Origin of the sequence: Porticoccus sp. (genome assembly GCA_023261185.1) — a bacterium.
In the GTDB taxonomy this organism is placed as follows: Bacteria; Pseudomonadota; Gammaproteobacteria; order Pseudomonadales; family Porticoccaceae; genus Porticoccus; species Porticoccus litoralis.
Map to the genome: position 1 here is coordinate 1 of JALRJN010000097.1, position 22,503 is coordinate 22,503.

At 52.6% G+C, this 22,503-nt stretch carries 27 protein-coding genes; 16 read left to right on the forward strand and 11 right to left on the reverse strand.

The features are described 5' to 3' along the window. Nucleotides 1–622: c-type cytochrome (locus ACYZYZ_RS09245; RefSeq protein WP_461484059.1), on the forward strand; the 622-nt coding region annotated here is incomplete at its 5' end. A 6-nt stretch (nt 623–628) separates the two neighbouring features. On the opposite strand, the gene ACYZYZ_RS09250 is transcribed toward ACYZYZ_RS09245, so the two are convergent. Next, entirely contained in the window at nt 629–1,255 is a 627-nt protein-coding gene (locus ACYZYZ_RS09250; RefSeq protein ID WP_461484060.1) for a response regulator transcription factor, read from the reverse strand. Then, nucleotides 1,255–3,087 carry a sensor histidine kinase gene (locus ACYZYZ_RS09255; protein WP_461484061.1) on the reverse strand — a complete coding sequence of 611 codons (1,833 nt, stop codon included), beginning with the start codon at nt 3,085–3,087 and terminating at the stop codon, nt 1,255–1,257. The genes ACYZYZ_RS09250 and ACYZYZ_RS09255 overlap by 1 nt, the downstream gene beginning before the upstream one ends. A gap of 86 nt (nt 3,088–3,173) precedes the next feature. Here ACYZYZ_RS09255 and ACYZYZ_RS09260 point away from each other — a divergent pair, with 86 nt between their 5' ends. The 3 genes from ACYZYZ_RS09260 (at nt 3,174) to ACYZYZ_RS09270 (ending at nt 4,439) form a co-directional block, all read left to right on the forward strand. Continuing rightward, the gene (locus tag ACYZYZ_RS09260) at nt 3,174–3,890 is read left to right on the forward strand and encodes a phytochelatin synthase family protein (RefSeq protein ID WP_461484062.1); all 717 of its coding nucleotides are present in this window, start codon (nt 3,174–3,176) and stop codon (nt 3,888–3,890) included. Between the two features lie 152 nt (nt 3,891–4,042). Then, a complete protein-coding gene (locus ACYZYZ_RS09265) occupies nt 4,043–4,219 on the forward strand; it encodes a hypothetical protein (RefSeq protein WP_461484063.1) in 177 nt (58 codons plus the stop codon). 28 nt (nt 4,220–4,247) lie between these two features. After that, on the forward strand, nt 4,248–4,439 hold the full coding sequence (locus tag ACYZYZ_RS09270; RefSeq protein ID WP_461484064.1) for a hypothetical protein: 192 nt from the start codon (nt 4,248–4,250) through the stop codon (nt 4,437–4,439). Nucleotide 4,440: 1 nt separating this feature from the next. On the opposite strand, the gene ACYZYZ_RS09275 is transcribed toward ACYZYZ_RS09270, so the two are convergent. Next, nucleotides 4,441–5,349 (reverse strand): MerR family transcriptional regulator, encoded by a 909-nt coding sequence (locus ACYZYZ_RS09275; protein ID WP_461484065.1) that lies wholly within the window; start codon nt 5,347–5,349, stop codon nt 4,441–4,443. 183 nt (nt 5,350–5,532) lie between these two features. On the opposite strand from ACYZYZ_RS09275, the gene ACYZYZ_RS09280 reads away from it, so the two are divergent. Continuing rightward, nucleotides 5,533–6,279 (forward strand): lysophospholipid acyltransferase family protein, encoded by a 747-nt coding sequence (locus ACYZYZ_RS09280; RefSeq protein ID WP_461484084.1) that lies wholly within the window; start codon nt 5,533–5,535, stop codon nt 6,277–6,279. A 33-nt stretch (nt 6,280–6,312) separates the two neighbouring features. Next, a complete protein-coding gene (locus ACYZYZ_RS09285) occupies nt 6,313–7,389 on the forward strand; it encodes an MBL fold metallo-hydrolase (RefSeq protein ID WP_461484066.1) in 1,077 nt (358 codons plus the stop codon). A gap of 26 nt (nt 7,390–7,415) precedes the next feature. On the opposite strand, the gene ACYZYZ_RS09290 is transcribed toward ACYZYZ_RS09285, so the two are convergent. The 3 genes from ACYZYZ_RS09290 to ACYZYZ_RS09300 are packed head-to-tail and all read right to left on the reverse strand — an operon-like array spanning nt 7,416 to nt 9,487. Further along, nucleotides 7,416–7,781 carry a DUF1622 domain-containing protein gene (locus tag ACYZYZ_RS09290; RefSeq protein ID WP_461484067.1) on the reverse strand — a complete coding sequence of 122 codons (366 nt, stop codon included), beginning with the start codon at nt 7,779–7,781 and terminating at the stop codon, nt 7,416–7,418. A gap of 43 nt (nt 7,782–7,824) precedes the next feature. Next, the gene (locus tag ACYZYZ_RS09295) at nt 7,825–8,565 is read right to left on the reverse strand and encodes an SDR family NAD(P)-dependent oxidoreductase (protein ID WP_461484068.1); all 741 of its coding nucleotides are present in this window, start codon (nt 8,563–8,565) and stop codon (nt 7,825–7,827) included. Further along, nucleotides 8,558–9,487 (reverse strand): MerR family transcriptional regulator, encoded by a 930-nt coding sequence (locus ACYZYZ_RS09300; protein ID WP_461484069.1) that lies wholly within the window; start codon nt 9,485–9,487, stop codon nt 8,558–8,560. Before ACYZYZ_RS09300 ends, ACYZYZ_RS09295 begins: the two co-directional genes overlap by 8 nt. Nucleotides 9,488–9,501: 14 nt before the next feature. On the opposite strand from ACYZYZ_RS09300, the gene ACYZYZ_RS09305 reads away from it, so the two are divergent. From ACYZYZ_RS09305 to ACYZYZ_RS09340, 8 genes are read left to right on the forward strand one after another with little or no spacing between them, the layout of a single operon-like run. Further along, the gene (locus ACYZYZ_RS09305) at nt 9,502–10,188 is read left to right on the forward strand and encodes a glutathione peroxidase (RefSeq protein ID WP_461484085.1); all 687 of its coding nucleotides are present in this window, start codon (nt 9,502–9,504) and stop codon (nt 10,186–10,188) included. 44 nt (nt 10,189–10,232) lie between these two features. Then, nucleotides 10,233–11,051 (forward strand): GTP cyclohydrolase FolE2, encoded by an 819-nt coding sequence (gene folE2, locus ACYZYZ_RS09310; protein ID WP_461484070.1) that lies wholly within the window; start codon nt 10,233–10,235, stop codon nt 11,049–11,051. A gap of 11 nt (nt 11,052–11,062) precedes the next feature. After that, nucleotides 11,063–12,415 (forward strand): NAD(P)/FAD-dependent oxidoreductase, encoded by a 1,353-nt coding sequence (locus ACYZYZ_RS09315; protein ID WP_461484071.1) that lies wholly within the window; start codon nt 11,063–11,065, stop codon nt 12,413–12,415. After that, a complete protein-coding gene (locus tag ACYZYZ_RS09320; protein ID WP_461484072.1) occupies nt 12,412–13,227 on the forward strand; it encodes a DUF1365 domain-containing protein in 816 nt (271 codons plus the stop codon). The genes ACYZYZ_RS09315 and ACYZYZ_RS09320 overlap by 4 nt, the downstream gene beginning before the upstream one ends. Next, on the forward strand, nt 13,224–14,519 hold the full coding sequence (locus tag ACYZYZ_RS09325) for a class I SAM-dependent methyltransferase (RefSeq protein WP_461484073.1): 1,296 nt from the start codon (nt 13,224–13,226) through the stop codon (nt 14,517–14,519). The genes ACYZYZ_RS09320 and ACYZYZ_RS09325 overlap by 4 nt, the downstream gene beginning before the upstream one ends. Nucleotides 14,520–14,529: 10 nt before the next feature. Beyond that, nucleotides 14,530–15,075 (forward strand): DUF3833 domain-containing protein, encoded by a 546-nt coding sequence (locus ACYZYZ_RS09330; RefSeq protein WP_461484074.1) that lies wholly within the window; start codon nt 14,530–14,532, stop codon nt 15,073–15,075. Nucleotides 15,076–15,083: 8 nt separating this feature from the next. Continuing rightward, on the forward strand, nt 15,084–15,950 hold the full coding sequence (locus tag ACYZYZ_RS09335) for an SDR family NAD(P)-dependent oxidoreductase (RefSeq protein WP_461484075.1): 867 nt from the start codon (nt 15,084–15,086) through the stop codon (nt 15,948–15,950). Further along, a complete protein-coding gene (locus ACYZYZ_RS09340) occupies nt 15,950–16,402 on the forward strand; it encodes a nuclear transport factor 2 family protein (RefSeq protein ID WP_461484076.1) in 453 nt (150 codons plus the stop codon). The genes ACYZYZ_RS09335 and ACYZYZ_RS09340 overlap by 1 nt, the downstream gene beginning before the upstream one ends. Here the strand turns inward: ACYZYZ_RS09340 and ACYZYZ_RS09345 are convergent. Both ACYZYZ_RS09345 and ACYZYZ_RS09350 read right to left on the reverse strand, forming a co-directional pair. Next, nucleotides 16,389–17,633, reverse strand: a complete 1,245-nt coding sequence (locus ACYZYZ_RS09345; RefSeq protein WP_461484077.1) for an MFS transporter — start codon at nt 17,631–17,633, stop codon at nt 16,389–16,391. The two genes, ACYZYZ_RS09340 and ACYZYZ_RS09345, sit on opposite strands and share 14 nt — an antisense overlap. After that, nucleotides 17,633–18,169 carry a chalcone isomerase family protein gene (locus ACYZYZ_RS09350; protein WP_461484078.1) on the reverse strand — a complete coding sequence of 179 codons (537 nt, stop codon included), beginning with the start codon at nt 18,167–18,169 and terminating at the stop codon, nt 17,633–17,635. The genes ACYZYZ_RS09345 and ACYZYZ_RS09350 overlap by 1 nt, the downstream gene beginning before the upstream one ends. A 96-nt stretch (nt 18,170–18,265) precedes the next feature. Between ACYZYZ_RS09350 and ACYZYZ_RS09355 the strand changes: the two genes are divergently transcribed. Beyond that, nucleotides 18,266–19,183, forward strand: coding sequence for a ZIP family metal transporter (locus tag ACYZYZ_RS09355; RefSeq protein WP_461484079.1), 918 nt, complete (start codon nt 18,266–18,268; stop codon nt 19,181–19,183). A 108-nt stretch (nt 19,184–19,291) separates the two neighbouring features. Here the strand turns inward: ACYZYZ_RS09355 and ACYZYZ_RS09360 are convergent, their stop codons facing one another. Then, nucleotides 19,292–19,996 (reverse strand): P-loop NTPase family protein, encoded by a 705-nt coding sequence (locus ACYZYZ_RS09360; protein WP_461484080.1) that lies wholly within the window; start codon nt 19,994–19,996, stop codon nt 19,292–19,294. 311 nt (nt 19,997–20,307) lie between these two features. Between ACYZYZ_RS09360 and ACYZYZ_RS09365 the strand changes: the two genes are divergently transcribed. Beyond that, nucleotides 20,308–21,177, forward strand: coding sequence for an alpha/beta hydrolase (locus ACYZYZ_RS09365; protein ID WP_461484081.1), 870 nt, complete (start codon nt 20,308–20,310; stop codon nt 21,175–21,177). A gap of 122 nt (nt 21,178–21,299) precedes the next feature. Here ACYZYZ_RS09365 and ACYZYZ_RS09370 read toward each other — a convergent pair whose 3' ends face one another. Continuing rightward, entirely contained in the window at nt 21,300–21,542 is a 243-nt protein-coding gene (locus tag ACYZYZ_RS09370) for a hypothetical protein (protein ID WP_461484082.1), read from the reverse strand. Nucleotides 21,543–21,603: 61 nt separating this feature from the next. Continuing rightward, complete coding sequence (locus tag ACYZYZ_RS09375; RefSeq protein ID WP_461484083.1) at nt 21,604–22,371, reverse strand: carboxylesterase family protein; 768 nt, start codon at nt 22,369–22,371, stop codon at nt 21,604–21,606. Nucleotides 22,372–22,503: the final 132 nt, after the last annotated feature.

Genomic DNA, 22,503 nt, shown 5'->3' on the forward strand with positions numbered 1-22,503 from the left:
GCCGCTGGATTCCAAAGAGATGAAGGCTTATGTGACCTATATCCACTTCCTATCAACCGGCATTCCTGTCGGCGCCAAAGTGGAAGGGAGTGCCACCTTCCCGTCGAAGCCGCCCAACCGTCGCGCTGACCTGGCCGCCGGTGAGAAGATCTACAACGAACAATGCGCCAGCTGCCACGGCGATGATGGCCTGGGTAAGCGAGTTGGCAAGAAGGGTGATGCCCAAGGCTATATCTTCCCACCCGTCTGGGGACCGGATTCGTTCAACGATGGTGCCGGCATGAACCGTCTGATCATGGCGATGCGCTTTATCAAGCACAACATGCCGATGGGAACGAACCATAAAAATCCGACGTTGACCGATGATCAGGCGTTTGATGTTGCGGGTTATATCGTCTCCAAGCCACGCCCGCACAAGGCTAACCTGGACAAGGACTTCCCCGCCCGCTGGAACAAGCCGATCGACTCTGCCTTCCCACCCTATGTCGACGGTGCCTCCGCCGATCAGCACAAATATGGTCCATTCCCACCGCTGGCCGATAAAGCCCGGGCCGTTGCCGCCGCACGTGCTGCTGCCAAACAACGCGAGGCAGAAAAGCAGGCAGCCCCCGCTAGCAATTAAGCGGTTTTAATCGTCCAAACCGGCCGGGTCGGCACGCAGAATCAGGCGTGCCAGCTCGGCCGCACTGCTGACCCCGGTTTTTTCCATGACGTGCTGGCGATGCACGTGGACGGTGTTGTCGCTGATATTCAGCTCGCGGCCGATTTCCTTGTTTGACAGCCCTTGTGCCAGATGCCGAGCGACCTCGGTTTCCCGTGGGGATAGTTTGGCCAGAATCTGTCGCGCTTCCTGGCAGCGCTGATGGGCAGTCTGCCGTGCCACGCTAATGCTGACGGCACGCTCGACCGTATCGAGAAACTGCTGATCCTTGAAGGGCTTTTGCAGAAAATCGACCGCACCCTCTTTCATCGCCTGAACGGCAAGTTCCACCTCGCCGTGGCCGGTCATGAAGATGATCGGAAAGGCACTCCCTGCGGCATTGAGCCGACGTTGCAGTTCAAGCCCACTGACGCGGGGCATACGGATATCCAGCACCAGGCAACCACCCATGGCAGGAAATTCTGGTGCCGCTTCCAGAAAAGCCTCCGCCGACTCATGGCCTGTAGCTGCCCAACCTGCCGACTCCAGCAGGAACAAAAGTGATCGTCGAAACGGCGCTTCATCATCAATGACATGAATCATCGGGGTCGGCATTAGTCGGCTTCCTTCACTGTCTTCGGTCGCTGACGGCTCAGCGCCAGCGTAAAAATCAATTTCAGCCCAGGCCCATCATCAGGCAGGCGGGCCGTGAGTGCACCACCATGCGATTCGATGATGGTTTTACAAATGGAAAGCCCCAGGCCCATACCATCTTCCTTGGTGGTAAAGAATGGCTCAAAAAGCTGCTGCAAACCCTCGTCGCTCAACCCACTGCCATGATCACGCACCACCACCTGTGCCCAACCCGTCCCTGCGGGCAAGAGTGTGATTTCGATGGCTTGCTGGACACCCGTAGTTTTTTGAGCATCCATAGCGTTTTTCAGAAGGTTGAGTAACACTTGCTGGATCTGAAGCGGATCAGCATCAATCCATCGGGTATCAGGGCTAAGATGATCTTCAATCAAAATCTCGGGTGCCTTGGCAGCCATCCCGCGAAATAGCCTGACCGCCTCCTGAACCAGCTGCAGAACATCACAGCGTTCCCGTGTGCGAATGCGCTTACGGGCAAAGGCCCGGATGCCATTCAATATGCCAGCCGCCCGTTCGGACTCGGTGGCGATTTCATCCGCAGCTTGCGCGGTGGCATCCGCTGATAAATTACCCCGGGCCAAACGACGCGTCAGGCTCCGGGCATAGTTGGTAATGGTGGCGAGTGGCTGATTGAGTTCGTGCGCCAAGGTGCCGGACAGTTCGCCCAGAATGGACAAGCGTGAGAGGTGCTCCATCTGCTGACGTTGCGCGTTGACGTTTTCTTCCAGCTCATCACGCTGTAGCAGTGCGGCAGACAGTTCCCGGGTCCGGCGCTGGACCATCACTTCTACCCGGACAGTGTAGAGCAACCAGAACACAAGCAGGATCGACAGGCCGGCGGCAACTGGCCAATACTCCCGAACATAAGACTCGAAACTATGCTGCCGCAAAAAATCGTAGGGGGGTATCTTGAGTTCACGCAGCATGTCGTGCACCGGATGGTAGTCGGCAGGCACCCCCCACTGTTGGCCGCCATCTCCCGGTGGCAACGAGAGTAACGCGATCAGTACGCTACGCGACAACGGCCCCGGCGTATCCGCAGTGGCGGCAAAGGCCCAGCCGGGATAATTGCGCGATGAGGTAGCACAGGGTAATTCTGATTTGTGCGGTGACAGCACCCGGAATTCACCGGCCTTCACGAACCCGGCACTGATTTGCTGCTCCAGGAGGCAGTTTCGGATCACGCCTGCATCAGCCTTCCCCTGTCGAACGTCATCAATGACCTGCGTCATCGGAAAGCCCGTAAATACCGGCGTCAGGTCCCCGGCCTCTGGATCCAACCCCATGCCTTTGAGCTCAGCCCAGATCACCTGATAACCCCCAAAGGCATCCGGTGAAACAGCGGCCAATCGTTTCTTCTTGAGATCCGTTAGCGTGGCCAGATCGGCACGATCGGCTCGGACGATCACTGCCGATCCCACGGTATGCATGGCGTCTCGAGAACGTTCCGGTACTTGTGTTGCAATACGGCTAATCCCTAGGTCATACTCCAGGGCCACATAGTGGCCGGGGTTCGTGATGACAAAATCCACCTCCCCCGCTTGTATGGCCTGTGCCATCCCTTGCAGGTCGTAGTAATGGGGTTCGATAGGCTGGCCGGGCAACTTCTGCTGCAACGCCGCAACAAAGGGGGCCCATTGGACAGCAGAGGCTGACTCACCCTGCCAGGCCAAGATGCCGAGGCGAATATCGGTGGCCTGAACTGAAAACGGTAATAGGCAGAGGCCAACCAGCAGTAACCTGCAGCGGCGATAATGACGTTTCAAATTGGTTGGTTTAGTTTGTAAACCCGACATTGTCACCTACCCGAACCGACCATTGAACACTCCTGCTTTGATGTATATCAAATAAAGCACAATCTCTTACAATCAGAACAAACCCTTTGAACAAAACATCCATGCGACGTCTTTTGATCATCCTGCTTGGCCTCAGTTTCGCCGCACTGGCTCAGGCTACTGAACTTCTGTATCTGAACTCAGCCGGCGGTTCACAACGGCTGCTCCACGCTGATTACAACAGCCAATATTTTGCCGTTCAACCGTTTGTCGATACTCAGGAAAACCTTGCATTTTGCGGACCTGCGAGCATGGCCGCGGTCCTCAACAGCCTACCGCGTGAAACAAGGCCCATATCCCCCCAGCTCAAACCCTTTCCTTATTTCACGCAGGACACTTTTTTCAACCCGCGAACGCTTGCTATTAAAAGCCGCGAGGCAACCCTGAAGTCTGGACTGACCCTACAACAAAGTGGCGACATGATGCGCAGCTTTGGCGTTCATGTCGATGTCTTTTATGGTGACCAACTCTCTGAATCGAGCCTACGCAACTTGGTCACGACAGCGCTGTCAGATCCGAATACACGTCTGGTGATTAACTTTGACAGACAAGTGCTGGATCAACTGGGCCGTGGACACTTTTCACCACTTGCCGCCTATGACAGTAGTTCAGATTCGGTATTGATCATCGATGTGGCCAAATTCAAATACCCCCCCTTCTGGGTCAGCCTTGCCGACTTACTAAAAGCCATGAATACCACGGATCCGGATAGCGCTAGAAGCCGTGGACTCGTTCGGGTTACAACCAACCAACCAAGAGATTGATGACTCTGCGTTTTTGGTTTCCATGCAGTTTGTCCTCGTTTAACTGAACAAAAAACTGATCTAGATCAAAATTTACTGATTCAGAAGCGTTTATGCCCAGGACAAATCTGGGTACAATCCCTCCAGACCCAAAGAATGGGCGTGGAGAAGACGTGACCTACAAAATTGAAGTTCAAAGCCCCACAAGTCACGAATGGGTGCTCATCGAATTGCTGGAAGCCAGCATTACAGAGATCATTCGCCGTGTTCAGAAGATCAAGCAGGTCTATCCTGAATATCTCGTTCGTGCTCTTGATTCTGTGTCAGCCAAGACGATAGCGCTCGCCTGAATATCGCCTTTTCAACCAAGGAGACTCTATGGGATTGAGTTTCAAAATCGAGGTCAGAAACAATGCCAGCGAACAATGGATTTTTTTTGAAGAGCTTGAAAAGAGCCCTGAAGTCGTTCGCGATTATGTCAGGCTTGTTCGGACTGCTTACCCTAACTATTGGGTACGTGCGCTAAACCAAATGACGGGTGAGGTCATCACCAGTTACCAGACGGATTGATCTAGGCGCCCAGCTCGTGCGTATGTCGCCACTGGGCAACCAGTCTAGGCACCGCATCGATTTCAGTGATGATGCGCACGCCCGTGATCTCTGCTTTTCTGGATAGCAAGGCACTCCCCCCTGCCCAAATCACGATTTCTGGCGCCAGCAGATCACGGAACTGTGCCAAATCCTTGAGCGCATCGCGCCCCGGGTAAGCCGCACTGAACGATACGGCCACCACATCGAACCCCCCGTTACTGGCATAGCTCGCAATATCCGATAACGGCAAGCGTGTCCCCAAGGACGTGCACTGCGCACCTTCTGCAGTGCACATCGCTTCTACCATGAGCAGACCAAGACCATGTTCCTCATTGGGAAACGTTGTCAGGAGAATGCGCGGCGGCTGAGTCATGGCTGGCTGCAGCTGGATGGCATGCCGAATCACATTCTGGATCTGCTCGGTGTAGAGATGCTCCTCCGGCACGCTCAATTCTCCCCGCAGCCAGGAATCCCCAACCACATCGTTCATAGGGAGCACCGTGTGCGTGATAAAACGCTGCAAACCCTCTTTGACCAGAATGCGGTTGAGGCTATGACGTAGCTCATGCCCACGGTGCATACGTAACAATTTAAGCATGCCGTTGCACTGCATGTAGCGTTCTGGGTCGACCGTCTGACTGGTCTGGGTGTCCAACAGCTGGAGCAACGCCGAAAGATCCTGTGTAATGATCTTTCCTGGGCGCAGCCCCTGATCCATCAAACGGCGAATGATGCGCAATCGCTCGATCTGTTCCATCGGATAAATACGCTCACCCGCATCGTCCCGCTCCGGGTTTGGAAAACCATAACGTCGCTCCCAAACACGCAGGGTATCCTTACCGATGCCTGTGTCACGCTCTACCTCGGCGATGCGCAGGCCTTCTGTCATGCGGAGCGTACTTGGAAATTCTGGTTTGTTCATTTTGTCTGCGACAAACACATTATGAAAATGTAATTGACAGCCATTTTGCCACCAGTTCCTTGTCTTGGACAAAAAAATCCCATTATTTTTTTCAAAAGCACACCCTATCCCCGGTTTTTTCAAGGCCATTAAACGTAGTACAGTGTGAAAATGAACTCAAAATGCATCACCAAAATCCGCAACTTGTTATTCGATTTCGCCGTTGCATTGATTACCGTGCCATTCGGTATCATTCTGGGTCTCATCGGTTTTGCGCTGCCCCTTAAAACCCGTTTCTGGCTGGTGAGGTGCTGGCGCCAGACTTTTACGTTTTTTGAGCGTCACATCCTAGGTATACGCGTTGAGATCATCGGTGCCGAAAATATCCCGCAGGAAGCGTGCATCGTTATCTCTAACCATCAGTCCGCTTGGGAAACCGTAGGACTACAACAGTTGTTCTACCCCTGCGTTTTCGTCCTAAAACAGGAATTATTGAAGATACCGTTTTTCGGCTGGGGTTTATCTGCCGTCAAAATGATTGCGATTGACCGCGATACCTCCAAAAAAGCCCTGAAGAAAGTGACCGACCAGGGCGTTGATCGCCTGGCCTCGGGTATTTCGGTCGTTATCTTTCCGGAAGGAACCCGAGCTGATGCCCATACGTTGCTGCCCTTCCAAATCGGCGGCGCGTATCTAGCCAGTAAAACGGAGGCACCCGTGTTACCGGTTGCACACAATGCGGGTGCCGTGTGGCCCAAGGGCGCCTCGGTCAAAGGGCCAGGCATCGTCACGGTGATTATTGGGAAACCCATACCTAGCGGCTTGAAGCCTCAGGCTTTGAATGCGCACATCGAAGCGTGGATGCAAACGCAGATTGCCTTCATGCAGGAACGCGCACAAAGTAACGAAACACGGTAGTCACCCCATCGTTTTATCGTTAAGACACCGAACGTGCGGCACCTTAAAACATACACGCGTGTACTGCTCATCATCTGCGGTGGCATTACTGCAGGCTTGGTGTTTGCCGGTGCCGAAAAGGATACCGATGGCCGGTTCAAAAACCGGTACGCTGACTTATCTAAAAGCCAGAACTTCCTGAGTTGGCAATGGGAGCGCATTACCGGTGGATTGCCCAAGCCACCGCTCAAGCCCACCCCTCAGATGCCCTTTAACCCGGAAAAACTGGCTAAACCCGGCGGTGATGCACAAGTTACCTGGATCGGCCACTCCAGCGTGCTTTACCAGATTGATGGTAAAAACTTTCTGTTTGATCCGGTCTATGCTGAATATGCATCGCCGGTGCCACCATTCGGCCCCAAACGTGCTCAGCCGCCAGGAGTTCCCTTGGCGGCGTTACCGCATATCGATGCCGTTTTTATCTCCCACAATCACTACGATCATCTGGATCTGGAAACGGTCCGACGTCTGATGCAACAGCCAGGCGGCACCCCTCTATTTTTTGTGCCCCTGGGTGTTGATGAATGGTTTGCAGAACATGTTGCAGGCTCTCGAGTCGATGCACCGGATCCCAATGTGATCTCAATGGATTGGGACACGACATACCTGTTCAACGGCAACAAAGGGCCTTTCACGTTTCGGTTTTTAGCGGTTCAGCATTGGTCAGCCCGCTCCCCTTTTGATCGGAACAAGACCTTATGGGGCAGCTGGGCAATTGAACATCCGGCTTTCCGCTTCTGGTTTGCTGGTGATCTGGCTTATTCAAAAGATATTGATGATCTGGCAAAGCATCACGGCGGGTTTGATCTGGCAGCGATTCCGATTGGGGTCTACGATCCACGCTGGTTTATGAAACGCGCACACGTGGATCCCCCGGAAGCGATTCAGGTGTTTAAAACCATCCGCGCCACGCATGCATTCGGAATCCACTGGGGAACATTCGATGGTTTAAGCGATGAATCGCTGGATGAACCACCCGAAGCCTTTGAACGCGCGCGAATGGCTGCCGGTGTTTCTAGCGATGCATTCCGGCTTTTTAGTATCGGTGAAACACACTCCTACCGTAGGTAGTTTCCGTAAAACAACGCAGATCGCCTTCAACGTTCAGGCTCAGAGACCTCTGCGGCAGCGGCTTGCCAGGGCCAGCGCCCTTCCATCTCCAGGATCAGGGACCAGCTAAGAAATGTTCGGATGGCGACGATTGCGGCCAGCACCGCGACACTCATTAATGTGGGGCTCACCGCAACGGTGCGAATGATGTCGGCCGCGACCAGGATTTCCAGCCCTAACAGCAATGTTCGGGTGATCTGATTACGAACCCTTTTGTAGGCGTACGAACCATCCTGGCGTGATAGATCGCGCGGAAAACGAACCAAGCCCCAAAGAACACCTGCCACGATCACAGCAACGCCCAGCACGTCACCCCACTCACCCATCAGCTCGATAAATGCCAAGTGTTCCAAAGCGTCTCTCCTGAAGTGATCGGTAACAGACGCATGATCTCACCTATTTCACGAGTGGGCGAATGCCGGTAAAGCCGCCATCCACCGACCAGACTTGAGCGGTGACCCGTCCGCTTCTGTGAGACATCAGCCAGCCCATCAGCTCCGCCAGCTCAGCTGTGCTGCCAATGCCGGGAAGCGGGTACTGTCGTGCTGCGGCAGTTCGCAGTGTTTCAGTTGCCAGAATTTTCTCGGTGGCGGGTGAGTTCATGATGCCAGGCGCAACCACGTTGACGCGAATACCATAGGGGGCATAAGTGGCCGCTGTGCCGCGCGCCAAGCCCTCAACCCCGGCTTTTGCGGCTGAAACGGCCTCATGATTGGGCGTGCCCATCTGCGCAGCAACTGATGACACGAGGACTGCACTTCCGGGCTGATTATGCTGACGCAGGTTACCAACAAAAGCAGCTAGCGAATGAAATGCGCTGGTCAGATTAGCGTCGATTGAATCTTTGAAATCATTTTCACTCAGCCGATGGAGTGCGCCCAATCTAATGTTACCAACACAATGGGCAAACGCTTGGGGGATGACGCCGAGCTCATTTGCGGTATCAAAAATTTTTTTTGCGCCTGCGGCTGTCCCACAATCTGCACAGACCTGAATATGTTGATCACCAAAGGCATCTTTCAATCGCTCTGCGTCTCTGCTGGTGACAACAAGTTGCCATCCTTCCGCAGTTAGGTATTCCGCGAGAGATTTGCCGAGGCCGCCTGCTGCGCCGGTGATTAATGCCGTTTTAGTCATGTTGACCTCCTAAAAATTGTTGTCGCCAATCCCTGACCAGACCAGGCACGCCATCAATATCGGTGAGCACAGCTAGGTTGGGCAAATGGATACGCTTCTGAATGAGTCCGGCACCGCCCGCCCAGATCGATATTTCTTCGGGAAGAATGTGCCGAAACTGTTTTAGATCTTTGATGACATCCCGCGACGGATAGGCAGCACTGAAGGAAAGCGCAACCACATCGTATTTACCATCCATCGCATATTTGGCAATGTCCGGGAGAGGAACGCTTGTTCCCAGCGATGTGCAATAGGCACCCTCAGATACACACATGGCCTCCACCATCAATATGCCAAGACAATGCCCTTCCTCAGGAAAGGTGGTCAGCAGAATTCGTGGAGGCACATCCTCTGTTTCTTGCGAGTGAATGGCATGCCTGATCACGTTTTGCACTTGCTCGGTGTACAAATGCTCTTCTGGCACCGTTAATTCACCACGGATCCAGTCATTTCCGATGATGCCACTCATGGGCACAATCGTCTGTGTGATAAAGGCTTGAAGCCCGTCCTTGATAAGAATGCTATTTAGACTTCTGCGCAATTCGCGGCTGCAATGGGTCCGAAGCAGCCTGACCAGGCTTAAGCAAGTAGCATGCCTGCTGGTATCGGTGGGTTGGCTGCTATGCGCATCTAGAAGCAGGTGTAATTCGGACAGATCCATGCCAAGTACTTGATTTGGGCGCATACCTTGATCGAGCAAGCGCCTGATTACCCGCAAGCGCTCAACCTGATCCTGGGAATACAGTCGCTCTCCCAAACTGTCCCTTTGCGGTTTAGGAAACTGATAACGCCGCTCCCAGACGCGCAATGTGTCTTTGCTGATCCCGGTATCGCGCTCGACATCGGCGATTCGCATCGGTAGCACATGTTCTTCAAAGTTCATTTGTCTTGGACAAAGTGTTGACAGAGAGAATTTTAAAGGATAATTTTCAAACGCAGAACACTTTGTCCTGGACAATTATGAAAATTTTTCACCGCCTGCTCAAACCCGTTGTTCTAGGTGCCCTACTTACAACGACCCTGGCTCTGGGTATGCCTACTGCCAAAGGAGCAACCATGGCCTCAACAAGCTCGGGCGCCCCATCAAGCCAAGGCTGTCCTTCATTGCTTCAGCACACCTTCCCCAAGCTTCAGGACGACGCTCCCCAGCCGCTCTGCCAGTACTCGGGACAGGTGATTCTTGTGGTCAATACCGCCAGCTACTGCGGTTTCACTCGACAATACGACGGTCTGGAGCGCCTTTACGACAGATACAAAGCAAAGGGTTTCGTCGTTCTTGGTTTCCCGTCCAATGATTTTGGACAGCAAGAGCCCGACAGCAACAAAAAGATTGCCGATTTCTGCCGCAATACCTACGGCATCAAATTTCCGATGTTTGGCAAAAGCAGTGTGCGCGGCAGCGATGCCAATGCGCTTTTCAAGCAACTGGGAAAGTTAACCGGGGATACCCCAAGCTGGAATTTCCACAAGTACCTGATCAACCGTGACGGGAGCCAGGTCCTTAGTTTCGGGAGCCAGATTGCGCCGGAAAGCAAAGTTATGACGGAAGCGATTGAACGCATGCTGAAGCAGACACCCAAATAAACTTGTCAACCCAGATCCCAACCCCATACAGAGAGATCAAACACATGAACGCACCTGACAAACCCCTGCACAACCTGATGCTGCCTGACATTCAAGGGAGCCCTGATCACCGGGATATGGCGATAAACCAAGTCGGCGTTCGAGGCTTGCGCTATCCGTTACGACTGGTTGATGCTAGCGGAGAGACTCATGCCACCGTTGCCTCCGTAACAATGACCGTGGGTTTAGCGCCGACTGTCAAAGGAACCCATATGTCGCGCTTTGTCGAGATCATGGAGGCACAGGACGCGCCCCTGTCTCTGATTGACATGAAGGCACTCTTTAACAGGATGCGACACCGACTGGAGGCCCGGAGTGGGTGCGTTGAGTTTGTCTTCCCGTACTTCATCCGCAAACAAGCACCCGTCTCTGGCGTAACCAGCCTGATCGATATCGATGCGGGGATTACGCTGAAAAGTGATCAAAGCAGTCGGACCGATGTCATCCTCAAGGTGGTTGTTCCAGTAACAAGTCTTTGCCCCTGCTCCAAGGAGATCTCGGATTACGGCGCCCACAACCAGCGGTCACACATCACGATTGAGGCCACGTTGCAGCAAAATGCCACCCTCAACCTTGAGGATCTGGTACGCATGGCGGAAGAGGAGGCATCCTGCGAGGTATTTGGCCTCCTCAAACGCCCCGATGAAAAATGGGTTACTGAACGCGCCTATGACAACCCGAAGTTTGTTGAAGATCTTGTGCGTGATATTGCCCTCAGGCTCAAGGGTGAATCAAGGATTACCCAGTGGTCGGTTAGTTCGGAGAATTTCGAGTCAATTCACAACCATTCCGCCTATGCCCTGATTGAGGGTAGTAACGTCTGAAAGCCAACGCTATGCGCCAGAAAATTGCCATCATCGGCAGCGGTATTTCCGGACTCGGAGCCGCCTACCTGCTGAGCCCCCACCATGATGTGACTATTTATGAGGCAGATCACCGCCCTGGCGGTCACAGTCATACTGTTGACGTTCAGCTTGACGGTCAGCGCTTCGGCGTCGATACCGGGTTTCTGGTCTTCAATGAACGGACCTATCCCCTACTCTGTCGGCTTTTTGGACACCTGAAGGTGCCTGTCGTTAAAAGCGATATGTCATTCTCGGTCAAGATGGCTCAAGCCGGGCTTGAATGGGCGGGCACCAATCTGGATTCGGTTTTTGCCCAACGCCGCAATCTATTTAAGCCCGCATTCTGGGGGATGCTGCGCGATATCTTACGCTTCAACAAAGGCGCCACACGTGATCTCGAGAACCCATCTCTGTCTGAAATTTCTCTTGGCGATTATCTGGATCAGCATGGCTACGGGCAGGCATTTCGCCATGATTACCTGCTGCCTATGGCGGCGGCAATCTGGTCATGTCCTACAGAGCAAATGCTCGCCTACCCGTTTCAGACTTTTGTTCGTTTCTGTCATAACCATGGCCTCTTGCAGATCATGAACCGACCGCAGTGGATGACGGTAGCCGGTGGCTCACGTAACTATGTGAGCATGTTACTTGATGGCATTCGGAGCCATGGTGGCCAAATCAAACTGGAGACGCCTGTCACCGGAATCAAGCGATCAGCCGAAGGTGTTGTCGTTAGCAGCTCGGAGGGTCATCAGGCGTATGACCAGATGATCATGGCATGCCACAGTGACCAGGCACTAAAGATTCTTGGGGAAGAGGCATCCCCTCATGAAAAAACCTTTCTTGGGGCCATTCAATATCAAGCAAACCGAGCCGTTTTACACACAGATACAGCGCTGCTCCCCATCAACCCGAAGACCTGGGCTGCCTGGAACTATGCATCACCAGGCGGCCATGAAAAACAAATCGGCCAACGCCCTGTCAGCGTGTCCTATCTGCTCAACAAATTACAACCCCTCCCCACCGATACGCCGGTGATGGTGACGCTGAACCCCTGGCACGAACCTGACCCCGCGCGAACTTTCCGCCAGATTCATTACGCGCATCCTGTCTTCGATGGACCAGCCATTGCTGCACAGGATTCACTGAAAAAACTCTCCGGGTTTAATCGAACGTTCTATGCAGGTGCCTGGATGGGATACGGTTTTCACGAAGACGGATTTGCTTCGGCCGTCAGGGCTGCTTCCCAACTAGCCCCCCTTCCAGACTGGATTCTGGGGCCACAGCCCCAGCTCAACCAGATCGCGTTAAATATGCCCATGCCGGCAACTGTCAATCCATGAACAAACCGATTCAAAGCTGGTTGACTCCGGCAGTATGCATTGGTGACGTGATGCACGCGCGTACACGGCCAATCCGGAATGTTTTTCACTATCCGATTTTCTACCTCCGACTACCCCTCAGTCAGCTTTCAACCCTTGACGTGGCAGGCCTCGCGATCAACCGGTGTGGCATCTGCCAAATCCTGAACCGTGACCATGGCCCCAGAGATGGTAGCAACTTGATGCGCTGGGTGCACTCATTACTTGATGCGCATGGCATGTCTGGGGTTACGGCCGGAGGCGAGATCATGTTACAGACCATGCCCCGAGTGTTTGGTTATCTGTTCAATCCCGTCAGTTTTTATTTCTGTCATGACGGTGTCGGCCGTCTGCGCGCGGTCATCTGTGAAGTGAGTAATACCTTCGGCGAACGGCACAACTATCTGGTGAGGCACGCCGATAATCGACCGATTGAGTCCCATGATGTGCTTAAGGCACAAAAAGTGTTTCATGTCTCTCCATTCTTTCCACTAAATGGTGCCTATGAGTTTCGTTTTGGTGGAACACCACAGTCTCCCATTGCCATGATCAACTATATGGCCACAGATACACATGACGCTCAATCAGGACATGGTCATTATGGATTGCGGACATGGGTCAGAGGAAACACGGTCGCACTGGATGCTGCGGCGCTTCGTCGCGCGCTGATCCGGTTTCCACTTCTGACTTTCGGTGTCATCACCAGGATTCACTGGCAGGCATTACGTCTCTGGATCAAAAAAGTCACCTTTTTCTCCAAACCTGTCGCCCCGCTTAAGGAGACAACCTCATGAACACGCGTACCGAAGTGATGCAACACGATCCTGTCGCTCCTGGGCTCTATTCGGTGCAAGGGGTTAATCCTTTCGAAGATGCCACACCGACCCGGAATGCCAAATTACCGTCTGACGCAAGAATTATCCTGGAGATGCTGGATCGTATAAACAGTGGCCAGATTCATATCACGCTACCTGATGGCCAGGTCCATCATTGCGGGATTGGCAACGAAGGACCGGTCGTCGATATGATCGTGCACGACTGGTCTGTATTTGGCGAGATGATTGCCCGAGGGGACATCGGTGCCGCTGAGGCTTTTATTGAGGGTTTGTGGGGAACGGACTCCATTACCCGCTTGTTGACCTTGGTTGCCTGCAACCGCAATGCCCTATCTAAGGCAATCCATGGGCGTCGCTGGCAATTGCTAAGCTCGTGGGTGCTGCATCGGCTACGTGCCAACACAAAGCGCGGCAGCAAACGCAATATCATGGCCCACTACGACCTCGGCAACAGCTTTTACAAGCTTTGGCTTGATGAAACCATGACGTACTCGAGCGCCTTGTTTTGCGACCATGAGCACCCGGATCAGGCTGACTGGGAGGCGTTGCCGAATGCGCAGCTGGCTAAAAACAACCGTATGCTCGATGCGCTGGACGTCAAACCAGGTGACACGATCCTTGAAATTGGCTGTGGCTGGGGAGGATTTGCAGAGCAGGCAACGCAACGGGGAGCCCATGTCACAGGGCTGACCTTATCTCCGGCCCAACAAGATTTTGCACAAACAAGGGCCGAACGCGGCGGTTGGCAAAACCAGACAGAATTTCTACTCACCGATTATCGTGACATGCAGGGACAGTTCGATCATATTGTCTCGGTCGAAATGTTCGAAGCGGTTGGTGAACGTTGGTGGCCCACCTATTTCCGCACATTAAAACAGCGGCTTAAACCCGGAGGCCGAGCCCTGATCCAGGTAATCACGATTGATGACACCCTTTTCAGGCAGTATCGACGCGGCACTGATTTCATTCAACGCCATGTATTTCCGGGTGGGATGTTGCCATCACCCTCCGTTTTTTGTGAGCAGGCTGGGCGTGCTGGTCTTAAAGTGACTGATGATCTTGCATTTGGTTTGCACTACGCCCGTACGCTCGGTCTCTGGCACGAGGCATTCTGTGAACGCTTACTCGAGGTCAAGTCCCAGGGTTTTGATGATCGCTTCATTCGGCTCTGGCGTTTTTACCTCGCCTATTGTGAAGCGGGATTCCGGGCTGGATCGATTGACGTACATCAATTCACCTTACAAGCATGAGGATTGCAAAGTGCGTAAGCCTAAAATGATGTGGCAAAAATCCCTGCTAACGCTATGCGCTCTTGTCGGCCTGAGCGGCTGTGGCAGCACCGATGTTGCCAAGTATTCACAAGAGAAGCCCGTGCTGGATCTTAAGAATTACTTTAATGGCACCATTGACGCATACGGCATGTTCCAGAAACGATCCGGTGAAGTTGTCAAACGTTTTCATGTCATTATCGATGCCCGCTGGCAAGGCGACACAGGGACGCTGGACGAGCGGTTTACGTACAGCGATGGAAGCACCCAGCAACGTATTTGGACCATCACGCAATCAGGTACAGGAACCTATCGTGGGACTGCAGCAGATGTCATTGGTGAAGCCATCGGCGAAAGCTCTGGCAATGCCTTGCGCTGGCGCTACGTGCTCGAACTACCCGTTGACGATAAGGTCTATCACGTTGATTTTGACGACTGGATGTTTCTGATCGACGACCGGATCATGCTTAACCGATCGACCATGTCGAAATGGGGTTTCGACCTCGGCGAGGTGACGCTCACCTTTGTCAAACGATAGGGTGATGTATGCTGTTCCAGCACCTCAACCAACCCCTCCGTCAAGCTGAATGGAAAGGGCTTCGTGTCTGGATCATCGGTGCTTCAACAGGGATTGGTGCCGAACTTGCTAATCAATTGGCAAATCTCGGTGCAAACCTTGTGTTGACCGCACGTAGTCAAGACACCCTGGACGCGATTGCCAATCGTTGTAGACAGCATCATGCAGACCGCAAGATTCTGGCCCTGCCTTTCGACGTATGCAACCAAGGTGACCTCACTGCTGCAGTGGATCAGGTTTTGGAACAGTGGGGTAGCATTGATCTGGTCATTTTTAATGCCGGCACTTATACCGCAACCCGTATCGATTCATTGTCAGCGATGACCGCCAAGGAGGCGCTGGACGTTAATCTGATTGCCCCTATCGCCGCAACTGCAAGTATCCTCCCCCTACTTCTTCAAAAGAATCCGGAACATCGACCCCGTGGCTTTGCATTTGTTGCCAGTGTGGCCGGTTACCGGGGACTACCGCGTGCCCTAACCTATGGACCGGGCAAGGCAGGACTTAATAGCTTTGCTGAATCCCTCTGGGTTGATCTCAACGGCATGGGACTGAACACTTGGATTATTAATCCCGGCTTTGTTCGTACCCGGCTTACCGCCCAAAATAGCTTTGCGATGCCCGCATTGATGGCCCCTGATAAAGCGGCATCAGCAATTATTCAAGGATTTGCTACTGGGAAATTTGAGATTCACTTCCCGAAACGGTTTACTTTTTTCATGAAACTTCTTCAATTGTTACCAATCGGATGGTACCTGCGTCTGACGAAACGACTCGTACCACCGCTACGTCTCGAAACATTTACAAAAACGCCGACATCTGACAAGGAGGCATGATGACACGCCTGAGCACTGAAAAGACGCGCGCGGCGGTTGATGCGCTAATCCCCTTTTACGAACAACTGCGCCCCGATGACGTTGAACGTTTTGATCTTTACTACCGTCACGATGCCTGCTTTCGGGATCCGTTCAATCATGTCAACAGTATTGATGGGATCAAACGCATCTTCAAGCACATGTTCACCCAAGTGCATGATCCGGTATTTCGTATCAAGAAGGTGATCATTGGGGAAGGTGACGCAATTCTTTTCTGGACCTTCCATTTCAGATTTAAAACCATGGGCTGCAAAACAGTCCAGTCACTCGAAGGGGTCAGTCATCTCGAATTTGATGACGCCGGTCAGGTCACCCTGCATCGCGACTATTGGGATGCCGCGGAAGAGCTCTATGCTCGGCTACCGGTCATTGGTCCGATCATGAGAGGTTTGCAGCGAATCATACGCGCCTAGCGATATGCCCAACGTTGATGGATAGGTCCTCTCGCCAGCAGTAGAGCAAAACGATGGCAATCGCCTTGAGCCCCAACGGTAACAGAACATAAGTACCGATCAGCACCGCCGTATGATCAGTGCTGCCGGGTGTGTAACCAAGGTAGCTCAAGAGTGGCAATGCAATACCGGCTGCAAGGGCCAGATTCACTTTAGCGACGAGATTCCACACCCCGAAGTAGGTACCAGCAGATCCGTTGCTCTCGCCGAGATCCGCGACAATCGATGCAGGTATGGTGAGATCGGTACCGACAGCGATACCTGAAATGACACAAATGACCAGAAATAGTGGCCAGTCCCCCTCCCCAAGTGCTGCCGCCGATGAAAATGCGGCCATAGCGAGCAGCATGGCCAGAATCCATGTTCGTGGACGTCCGAGCCGCTGCACTATGTGAACCCAGAACGGCATCGCCAATGCCGCAGAAAGAAAATATACCGCCAACAACAATCCGGTATACGAGGGTGCCTGAAGTACATCGGTGACATAAAAGACAAATAAGGTGGCTGGGAATGCCGATGCAATCCCGTTCGCAAAAAAGACCAGCAGCAAGCGACGATAGCGTCGATCAGACAAAGTCAATCGGAGCCTATCGAGCAAAGCGCCCGTCGCGATATGTGGCATACCGGACGGTACGCGGCACAGCATGATGACAGCCAGGAACAGGAAAGCCAGCATGAACCAGGGCAGTTGCTGCATCCCGATTAATGGATCATCCGATATCAAGGTAGGAATCACCGCAGCAATCACCACACCAGCCAATATAAAGGCCTCTCTTGCTGCAGTAAGACGCAACCGGCTAACCGTATCCTGCCCCAGATCACTACCCCAAGCCTGATAAGCAATCATTGCACCGGAAAACCCGAGAGTGCAGAGCGCCAGGGTCACAAACAGCGCGACAATTGGGTCCACCGGTATGGCGCCCGGCGTAAAGAGAGCGACAAAGCCAACACCGAAGGGTATGAGTGCACCAAGGAGAACCGGCTTTCTAGGGTACCGGTCAATAAGCCAACCAAAACATGGGTCAGCAATCCCATCGATCAGCCGCGTCAACAGAAGTACAAAACCGATAGCCGACAATCCGAGTAAACCACTTCGTGCATAAAGATCCGGAACGAAAAGATAAATAGGCAGCGCACCAAATGCCAGCGGTAGGCCCAAAATGCCGTATGTCAGAACCTCACGACGTTCCACTAGCTGGCCTCTGATTGAAGGAGCCGAAGGCGCAACCTGGGTTCTGTCGTTCTGGGATCGAGCCAGATTCCAAAGAAGAAGCGCGCAAACTCAGCATCATTGATCTGACCCACTTCTCGGTTGTTATATAAAAATTTGGCTGCCCCCGGCATGTAAATACCAACAATCTGATCACCTGGTTTGACATCGGGAAATATTCTGGCCATGGCTGGCTCCCAGAGCGCCAGTTGCTGTTCGCTGGCCCCGAGGTCCCGCATGTGATCGACGCTAGCATTTACAATTTTGACACCGGCAATATCCCGCTTGTAGGTCAATTGCAGGGCAATAGGCGGTTTGGTCGGATTTGTACCCGCCCAGAGCTGGGCTTCATACACCAAGAAACCAAAACGTCTTAACTCACCGCTACCATATTTCTGAAGATTGAGATTGCCCCCAAAAACTCGAGATTCCGCAAAACCTCCATCCGAGAAAACCACAAGCAGCCCAATGAAGCATGCCAGTAAAAAATTGCGGCTAGATTTAGTTTTTTCACGCATCCACGTTGCCTCCGTGAATTTTTGATGATGTTAATTGCAGATACTAGGTGAGATTACTCTATCATCCAACTATCAACCGTAGCCCGACATCATTAAATGAATTTGCCCCTGTTTTTTCCCCAGTCGTTACGTCAGCATATGGCTCAGCATCCCTACGCCACGGTCGGGCTGGCTATTTCGTGCTTTGCGATACTGGGGTTGTTTGCAGTGGGTCTCTACGATGTTCTGACGGGGCTCCATAGCGAGACCATGCGTTATGCGCTCTGGGGAGGTTTCGCAGGCTTTGCCATGACAACTGCGGGCGCTATACCAGGATTTTTTCTCAAAAGACTGCCCAGAAAAATTGAAGACGGCCTTCTGGGTCTCGCAGCCGGCATGATGCTCGCGGCTAGTTCTTTCTCTCTCATCCTGCCAGGACTCAAAGCCGGCGATGCGATCACTGGAAGCACACTGCTTGGCGCTGTTACAGTCGTGATTGGCATGGCACTGGGCGTTATGCTCATGCTGGGCATGGATGAATTTACGCCGCATGAGCACACCCATACCGGCACCTTTGGCCCAGAAGTCCGTCGCCTCAACCGGATCTGGCTCTTTGTGCTCGCAATAGCGCTGCACAACCTACCTGAAGGGATGGCTATCGGGGTCAGCTTTGCCCAGGGGGATCTGCAAGTCGGTATTCCACTGACTTCGGCCATTGCGATGCAAGACATTCCGGAAGGGCTAGCGGTGGCGATGGCGCTACGAAGTGTGGGCTACAGCACGATCAAATCCATCAGTATTGCCTCTATCACCGGCTTACTTGAGCCCCTTGGTTCTATCATCGGACTCACCCTCTCCAGTGGCCTGGCAATCGCTTACCCGATTGGTCTAGGCTTGGCCGCAGGCGCGATGATCTTTGTGGTGTCGAATGAAGTCATTCCCGAAACCCATCGCAATGGCAATCAGCGCGTTGCAACTATCGGTCTTGTCTTTGGTTTTGCACTCATGATGACACTTGATACGGTACTGGGTTAACGTTCAATATGCGCCTTGAAATTGCGTTGGTATTCGTGCCCCACCTCTTCGCACCCATTAATGGCCAAGACTCAACGCAACATCAGTCACGCTGAGTCTGCCCTGCCATTACAAACCTGCGCAGTCAAAAGCAGTGTAGATATTTTTGAGCCATGACTTCACTCGCTGGCGCTCAAGCAACCCCAACGCATCTGCACCCTGACGATTATTGATCGCTGCCCAAAAGCTAGCATTTTGCGCATCGATCTTACGCATGCTGGTTTCGTGCAACTCGGGTATTGTGATTACTTGCGCTCCCAGATCGATCGCCCGCTTTAATTCTGACGAGTGGTCCAATAGTGAAAAGTCGCCACCTCTGCCCAGATTACGTACAACGATGTATTGGGTGCTATCGCCATAAGTATCCATCAGACGCCCCAGTAAATCAGCCGAGTCCTTGCCACCATCTGCCACGTGCCAGAAATTGACTTTAACGTTCATCTCGTCAAGCAGCGTCAACAGATCGGAATCTTTGATCCAACGCGCGATTGGTTGTGCGGTCTGCGCTGCCAGATCCACGATCACATTCTTGCCGGCGGCTCTATCTGTCGCCTCTTCAAAGTCGCTGACAATCAGATCAAGCCCTTCGTAGGCATCAACGATCACTCGTGACGCGTAATCCGCGTAGAAACGGCGGAATGACGCATGGGATCGATCTGTATCAAAGCCGGTAAATGGTTTTTGATGATCGATATAGTACTGTGCCAGTGCCCGCGAGACTACCGACTTACCAACACCACCTTTTTCACCACCAACAAAATTAAGAGACTTCATTTGCTATCACACCCTTTTATAACATTAGGACAATCCCTAATTGATCAAAGATGCAGCAAATTACGTGCCAAATATTAAAACCCGATGTCGACTGAGAGACAAAAGAAAAGCCTCCATCGCTGGAGGCCTTCAATTCAGGTGCGCTGAAAGGAAACGAACTCTCGCGCCTTGGTTCGTGGCCAAGGCGGTCAATTCATGGTGCACCAAGATGAGATAGCAAGCAGATCAGTTGTTGAGCCGAGCAGGCTTACTCTAACCCCCTGAACGTTTATCGAGCACTATAATGGTCTGACGTGCTCCTACACCGAAGCATGATCCATGTGATCGCACCATCCCGAATTTCACTTGAGGTAATTAAATTGTCTGACCCGCTTTCACTGGAAGTCGTTAGTCGTTATCCAAGCAAGGGCAAACGTTGTACGCCACTCCTTTTCGTTCACGGAGCCTTCAGTGCGGCATGGATCTGGTCAGAGCATTTCCTTGACTGGTTTTCTGAGAGAGGTTGGCCTGTCCACGCTGTTTCTCTGCGAGGGCATGGCGGTAGCGAGGGTCATGAATCGCTTGGACAGTGGGGTATTGATAACTACGTCGCTGATGTCATGCAGGTTATTGAAGAGATTGGTGAACGGCCTGTGCTCATTGGGCACTCAATGGGGGGTTTTGTTGTACAGAAATGCTTAGAACAATCGACCTTTCCAGCAGCTGTGCTCATGTGTTCCGTGCCGCCAAGTGGCTTGATGGCGAGCACCATTTCGATGGCGTGGTCACGACCGGATTTGATGGGCAGCCTGGCTCAATTAATGACGGGGGCTCCGGCAGACGCTAATGGGTTCAAAGAAGCTTTGCTGGCACAGCCGGTCGCCATATCTGATCTAGAGCGATATGCAGCACTTTCGCAGACCGAATCGCAACGAGCTATCTTGGATATGACGCTGTTAAACCTGATTAGACCCAATCGATTGAACCCAGCACCGAAACTGGTCATTGGTGCCGAGATGGACCACATGGTTCCAGCCAACCAAGTTCGAGAGACGGCTCAAACCTATGGTGTTGAACCCGTTATCTTCCCAGATATGGGTCACGCTCTGATGCTAGAGCGCGATTGGGCTCATGTTGCGAGCGTGCTCAATGATTGGTTGGTCGCCGTTGTGCAGGATGCGCCAAAACCAAAAAGTAGTTGAAAGTGCTGAACAGATTTACTGGGTTTGATGTTCTGGAGGCTGTTACTCTAGTTACAAATAAATTGCACTCGCATTAAAGATCATTCACTTTTAGGTGCTGTTATTGCAAGAGTTATTCGGGATTACAGCAATTTAGGGCGCTTAAACCAGTCGGTTGGTTGCGGTGGATTTCCCGATCTTGCAAACTCTGTCCATATGTTCCGAGCCTGTCGCCCTACATGTTCGATTTCTTCTTCATTGGCTTTACCGAGCATCGGCGCACCTTCCCAGACGGGATAGCTGGCAAACAACAAGGGCAGTTCAATGCAGTGACATGTACCGTAAGGGCTACCCTGGGGATGCCACTCGTTTTGATAAAGAGACACGCTAATATCACTGTTGCGCAGCCTGGCAGCGTATGCTCGAGCAGGCTCAGAAAAAACGTCACTAGTGAATTGCAACGTTTGCAACTTGTCCTTGCGCCCTGAGTATTTCCTCAACACTCGCTTTCAGCGGGGACTTTCCTAACAGACCCATGAATTCTCGCGCAGTATCTGTTGCTCGCGTCGTATCGTAAGCCTCACAGAGCGGTGCACTTTGGATGATAGCGCGTCGCACTGGTGCCCGGTCTGCTGTGGCAAGAATCGAGGCCACGGAGTATCCACCCGCTGATTGACCGAATATCGTGATGTTCTCGGGATCCCCACCAAAATGCTCTATATGTTCATGGACCCAGCGCAGTGCGGCAAGCTGATCCTGGAGGCCAGCGTTAACTGTTCCAGGTTCGGGGGCATATAAGTAGCCAAAAGCACCAAGGCGATAATTGATCGTGACAGTTACGACATCACCCTCTTGGGCCAGTCGTGCAGCGTTGTTCCATTGTTCCTGTCCGCCACCGGTGATAAAGGCACCGCCATGAATCCACAGCATGACCGGCCGACGCCCCTTCAAATCAGGTGTAAAGACAGATAGAAGCTGGCAGTCTTCTGACATCTCCCGTTTGACTTTCGGAGCTCCCATAATGAAATCAACTCGGGATGGAGCTTGTGGACAGATGGCGCCTGGGCGTGTTGCGTCAAGTACACCATCCCACGGTGGTGCGAAATCGGGGGCCTGGAAACGCATAGCCATAGCATAAGGCACGGCATGAAATACACTTACAGTTCCAAGATCAAGTCCGCGCAATTGTCCCTGATTAAGTGTGACCAGTGTCATTATTTACCCATAAGTATTATTTACCCATAAGTCTTAGACAGCTTCGTCTATGCCAGATATTTTTATGACTTTTGCATGAGACAAACTGCCTCTAATAGCCCGAGAAATCGACGGAGGTTTCTCTAAGAGAAA

Excerpts from the sequence above, each read along its gene's own strand:
- ACYZYZ_RS09250 (WP_461484060.1), bottom strand. The coding sequence starts at position 1,255 with ATGCCGACCCCGATGATTCATGTCATTGATGATGAAGCGCCGTTTCGA.
- ACYZYZ_RS09255 (WP_461484061.1), bottom strand. The coding sequence starts at position 3,087 with ATGTCGGGTTTACAAACTAAACCAACCAATTTGAAACGTCATTATCGC.
- ACYZYZ_RS09270 (WP_461484064.1), top strand. The coding sequence starts at position 4,248 with ATGGGATTGAGTTTCAAAATCGAGGTCAGAAACAATGCCAGCGAACAA.
- ACYZYZ_RS09275 (WP_461484065.1), bottom strand. The coding sequence starts at position 5,349 with ATGACAGAAGGCCTGCGCATCGCCGAGGTAGAGCGTGACACAGGCATC.
- ACYZYZ_RS09280 (WP_461484084.1), top strand. The coding sequence starts at position 5,533 with ATGAACTCAAAATGCATCACCAAAATCCGCAACTTGTTATTCGATTTC.
- ACYZYZ_RS09295 (WP_461484068.1), bottom strand. The coding sequence starts at position 8,565 with ATGACTAAAACGGCATTAATCACCGGCGCAGCAGGCGGCCTCGGCAAA.
- ACYZYZ_RS09300 (WP_461484069.1), bottom strand. The coding sequence starts at position 9,487 with ATGAACTTTGAAGAACATGTGCTACCGATGCGAATCGCCGATGTCGAG.
- folE2 (WP_461484070.1), top strand. The coding sequence starts at position 10,233 with ATGAACGCACCTGACAAACCCCTGCACAACCTGATGCTGCCTGACATT.
- ACYZYZ_RS09315 (WP_461484071.1), top strand. The coding sequence starts at position 11,063 with ATGCGCCAGAAAATTGCCATCATCGGCAGCGGTATTTCCGGACTCGGA.
- ACYZYZ_RS09320 (WP_461484072.1), top strand. The coding sequence starts at position 12,412 with ATGAACAAACCGATTCAAAGCTGGTTGACTCCGGCAGTATGCATTGGT.
- ACYZYZ_RS09325 (WP_461484073.1), top strand. The coding sequence starts at position 13,224 with ATGAACACGCGTACCGAAGTGATGCAACACGATCCTGTCGCTCCTGGG.
- ACYZYZ_RS09335 (WP_461484075.1), top strand. The coding sequence starts at position 15,084 with ATGCTGTTCCAGCACCTCAACCAACCCCTCCGTCAAGCTGAATGGAAA.
- ACYZYZ_RS09340 (WP_461484076.1), top strand. The coding sequence starts at position 15,950 with ATGACACGCCTGAGCACTGAAAAGACGCGCGCGGCGGTTGATGCGCTA.
- ACYZYZ_RS09350 (WP_461484078.1), bottom strand. The coding sequence starts at position 18,169 with ATGCGTGAAAAAACTAAATCTAGCCGCAATTTTTTACTGGCATGCTTC.
- ACYZYZ_RS09355 (WP_461484079.1), top strand. The coding sequence starts at position 18,266 with ATGAATTTGCCCCTGTTTTTTCCCCAGTCGTTACGTCAGCATATGGCT.
- ACYZYZ_RS09360 (WP_461484080.1), bottom strand. The coding sequence starts at position 19,996 with ATGAAGTCTCTTAATTTTGTTGGTGGTGAAAAAGGTGGTGTTGGTAAG.
- ACYZYZ_RS09365 (WP_461484081.1), top strand. The coding sequence starts at position 20,308 with ATGATCCATGTGATCGCACCATCCCGAATTTCACTTGAGGTAATTAAA.
- ACYZYZ_RS09375 (WP_461484083.1), bottom strand. The coding sequence starts at position 22,371 with ATGACACTGGTCACACTTAATCAGGGACAATTGCGCGGACTTGATCTT.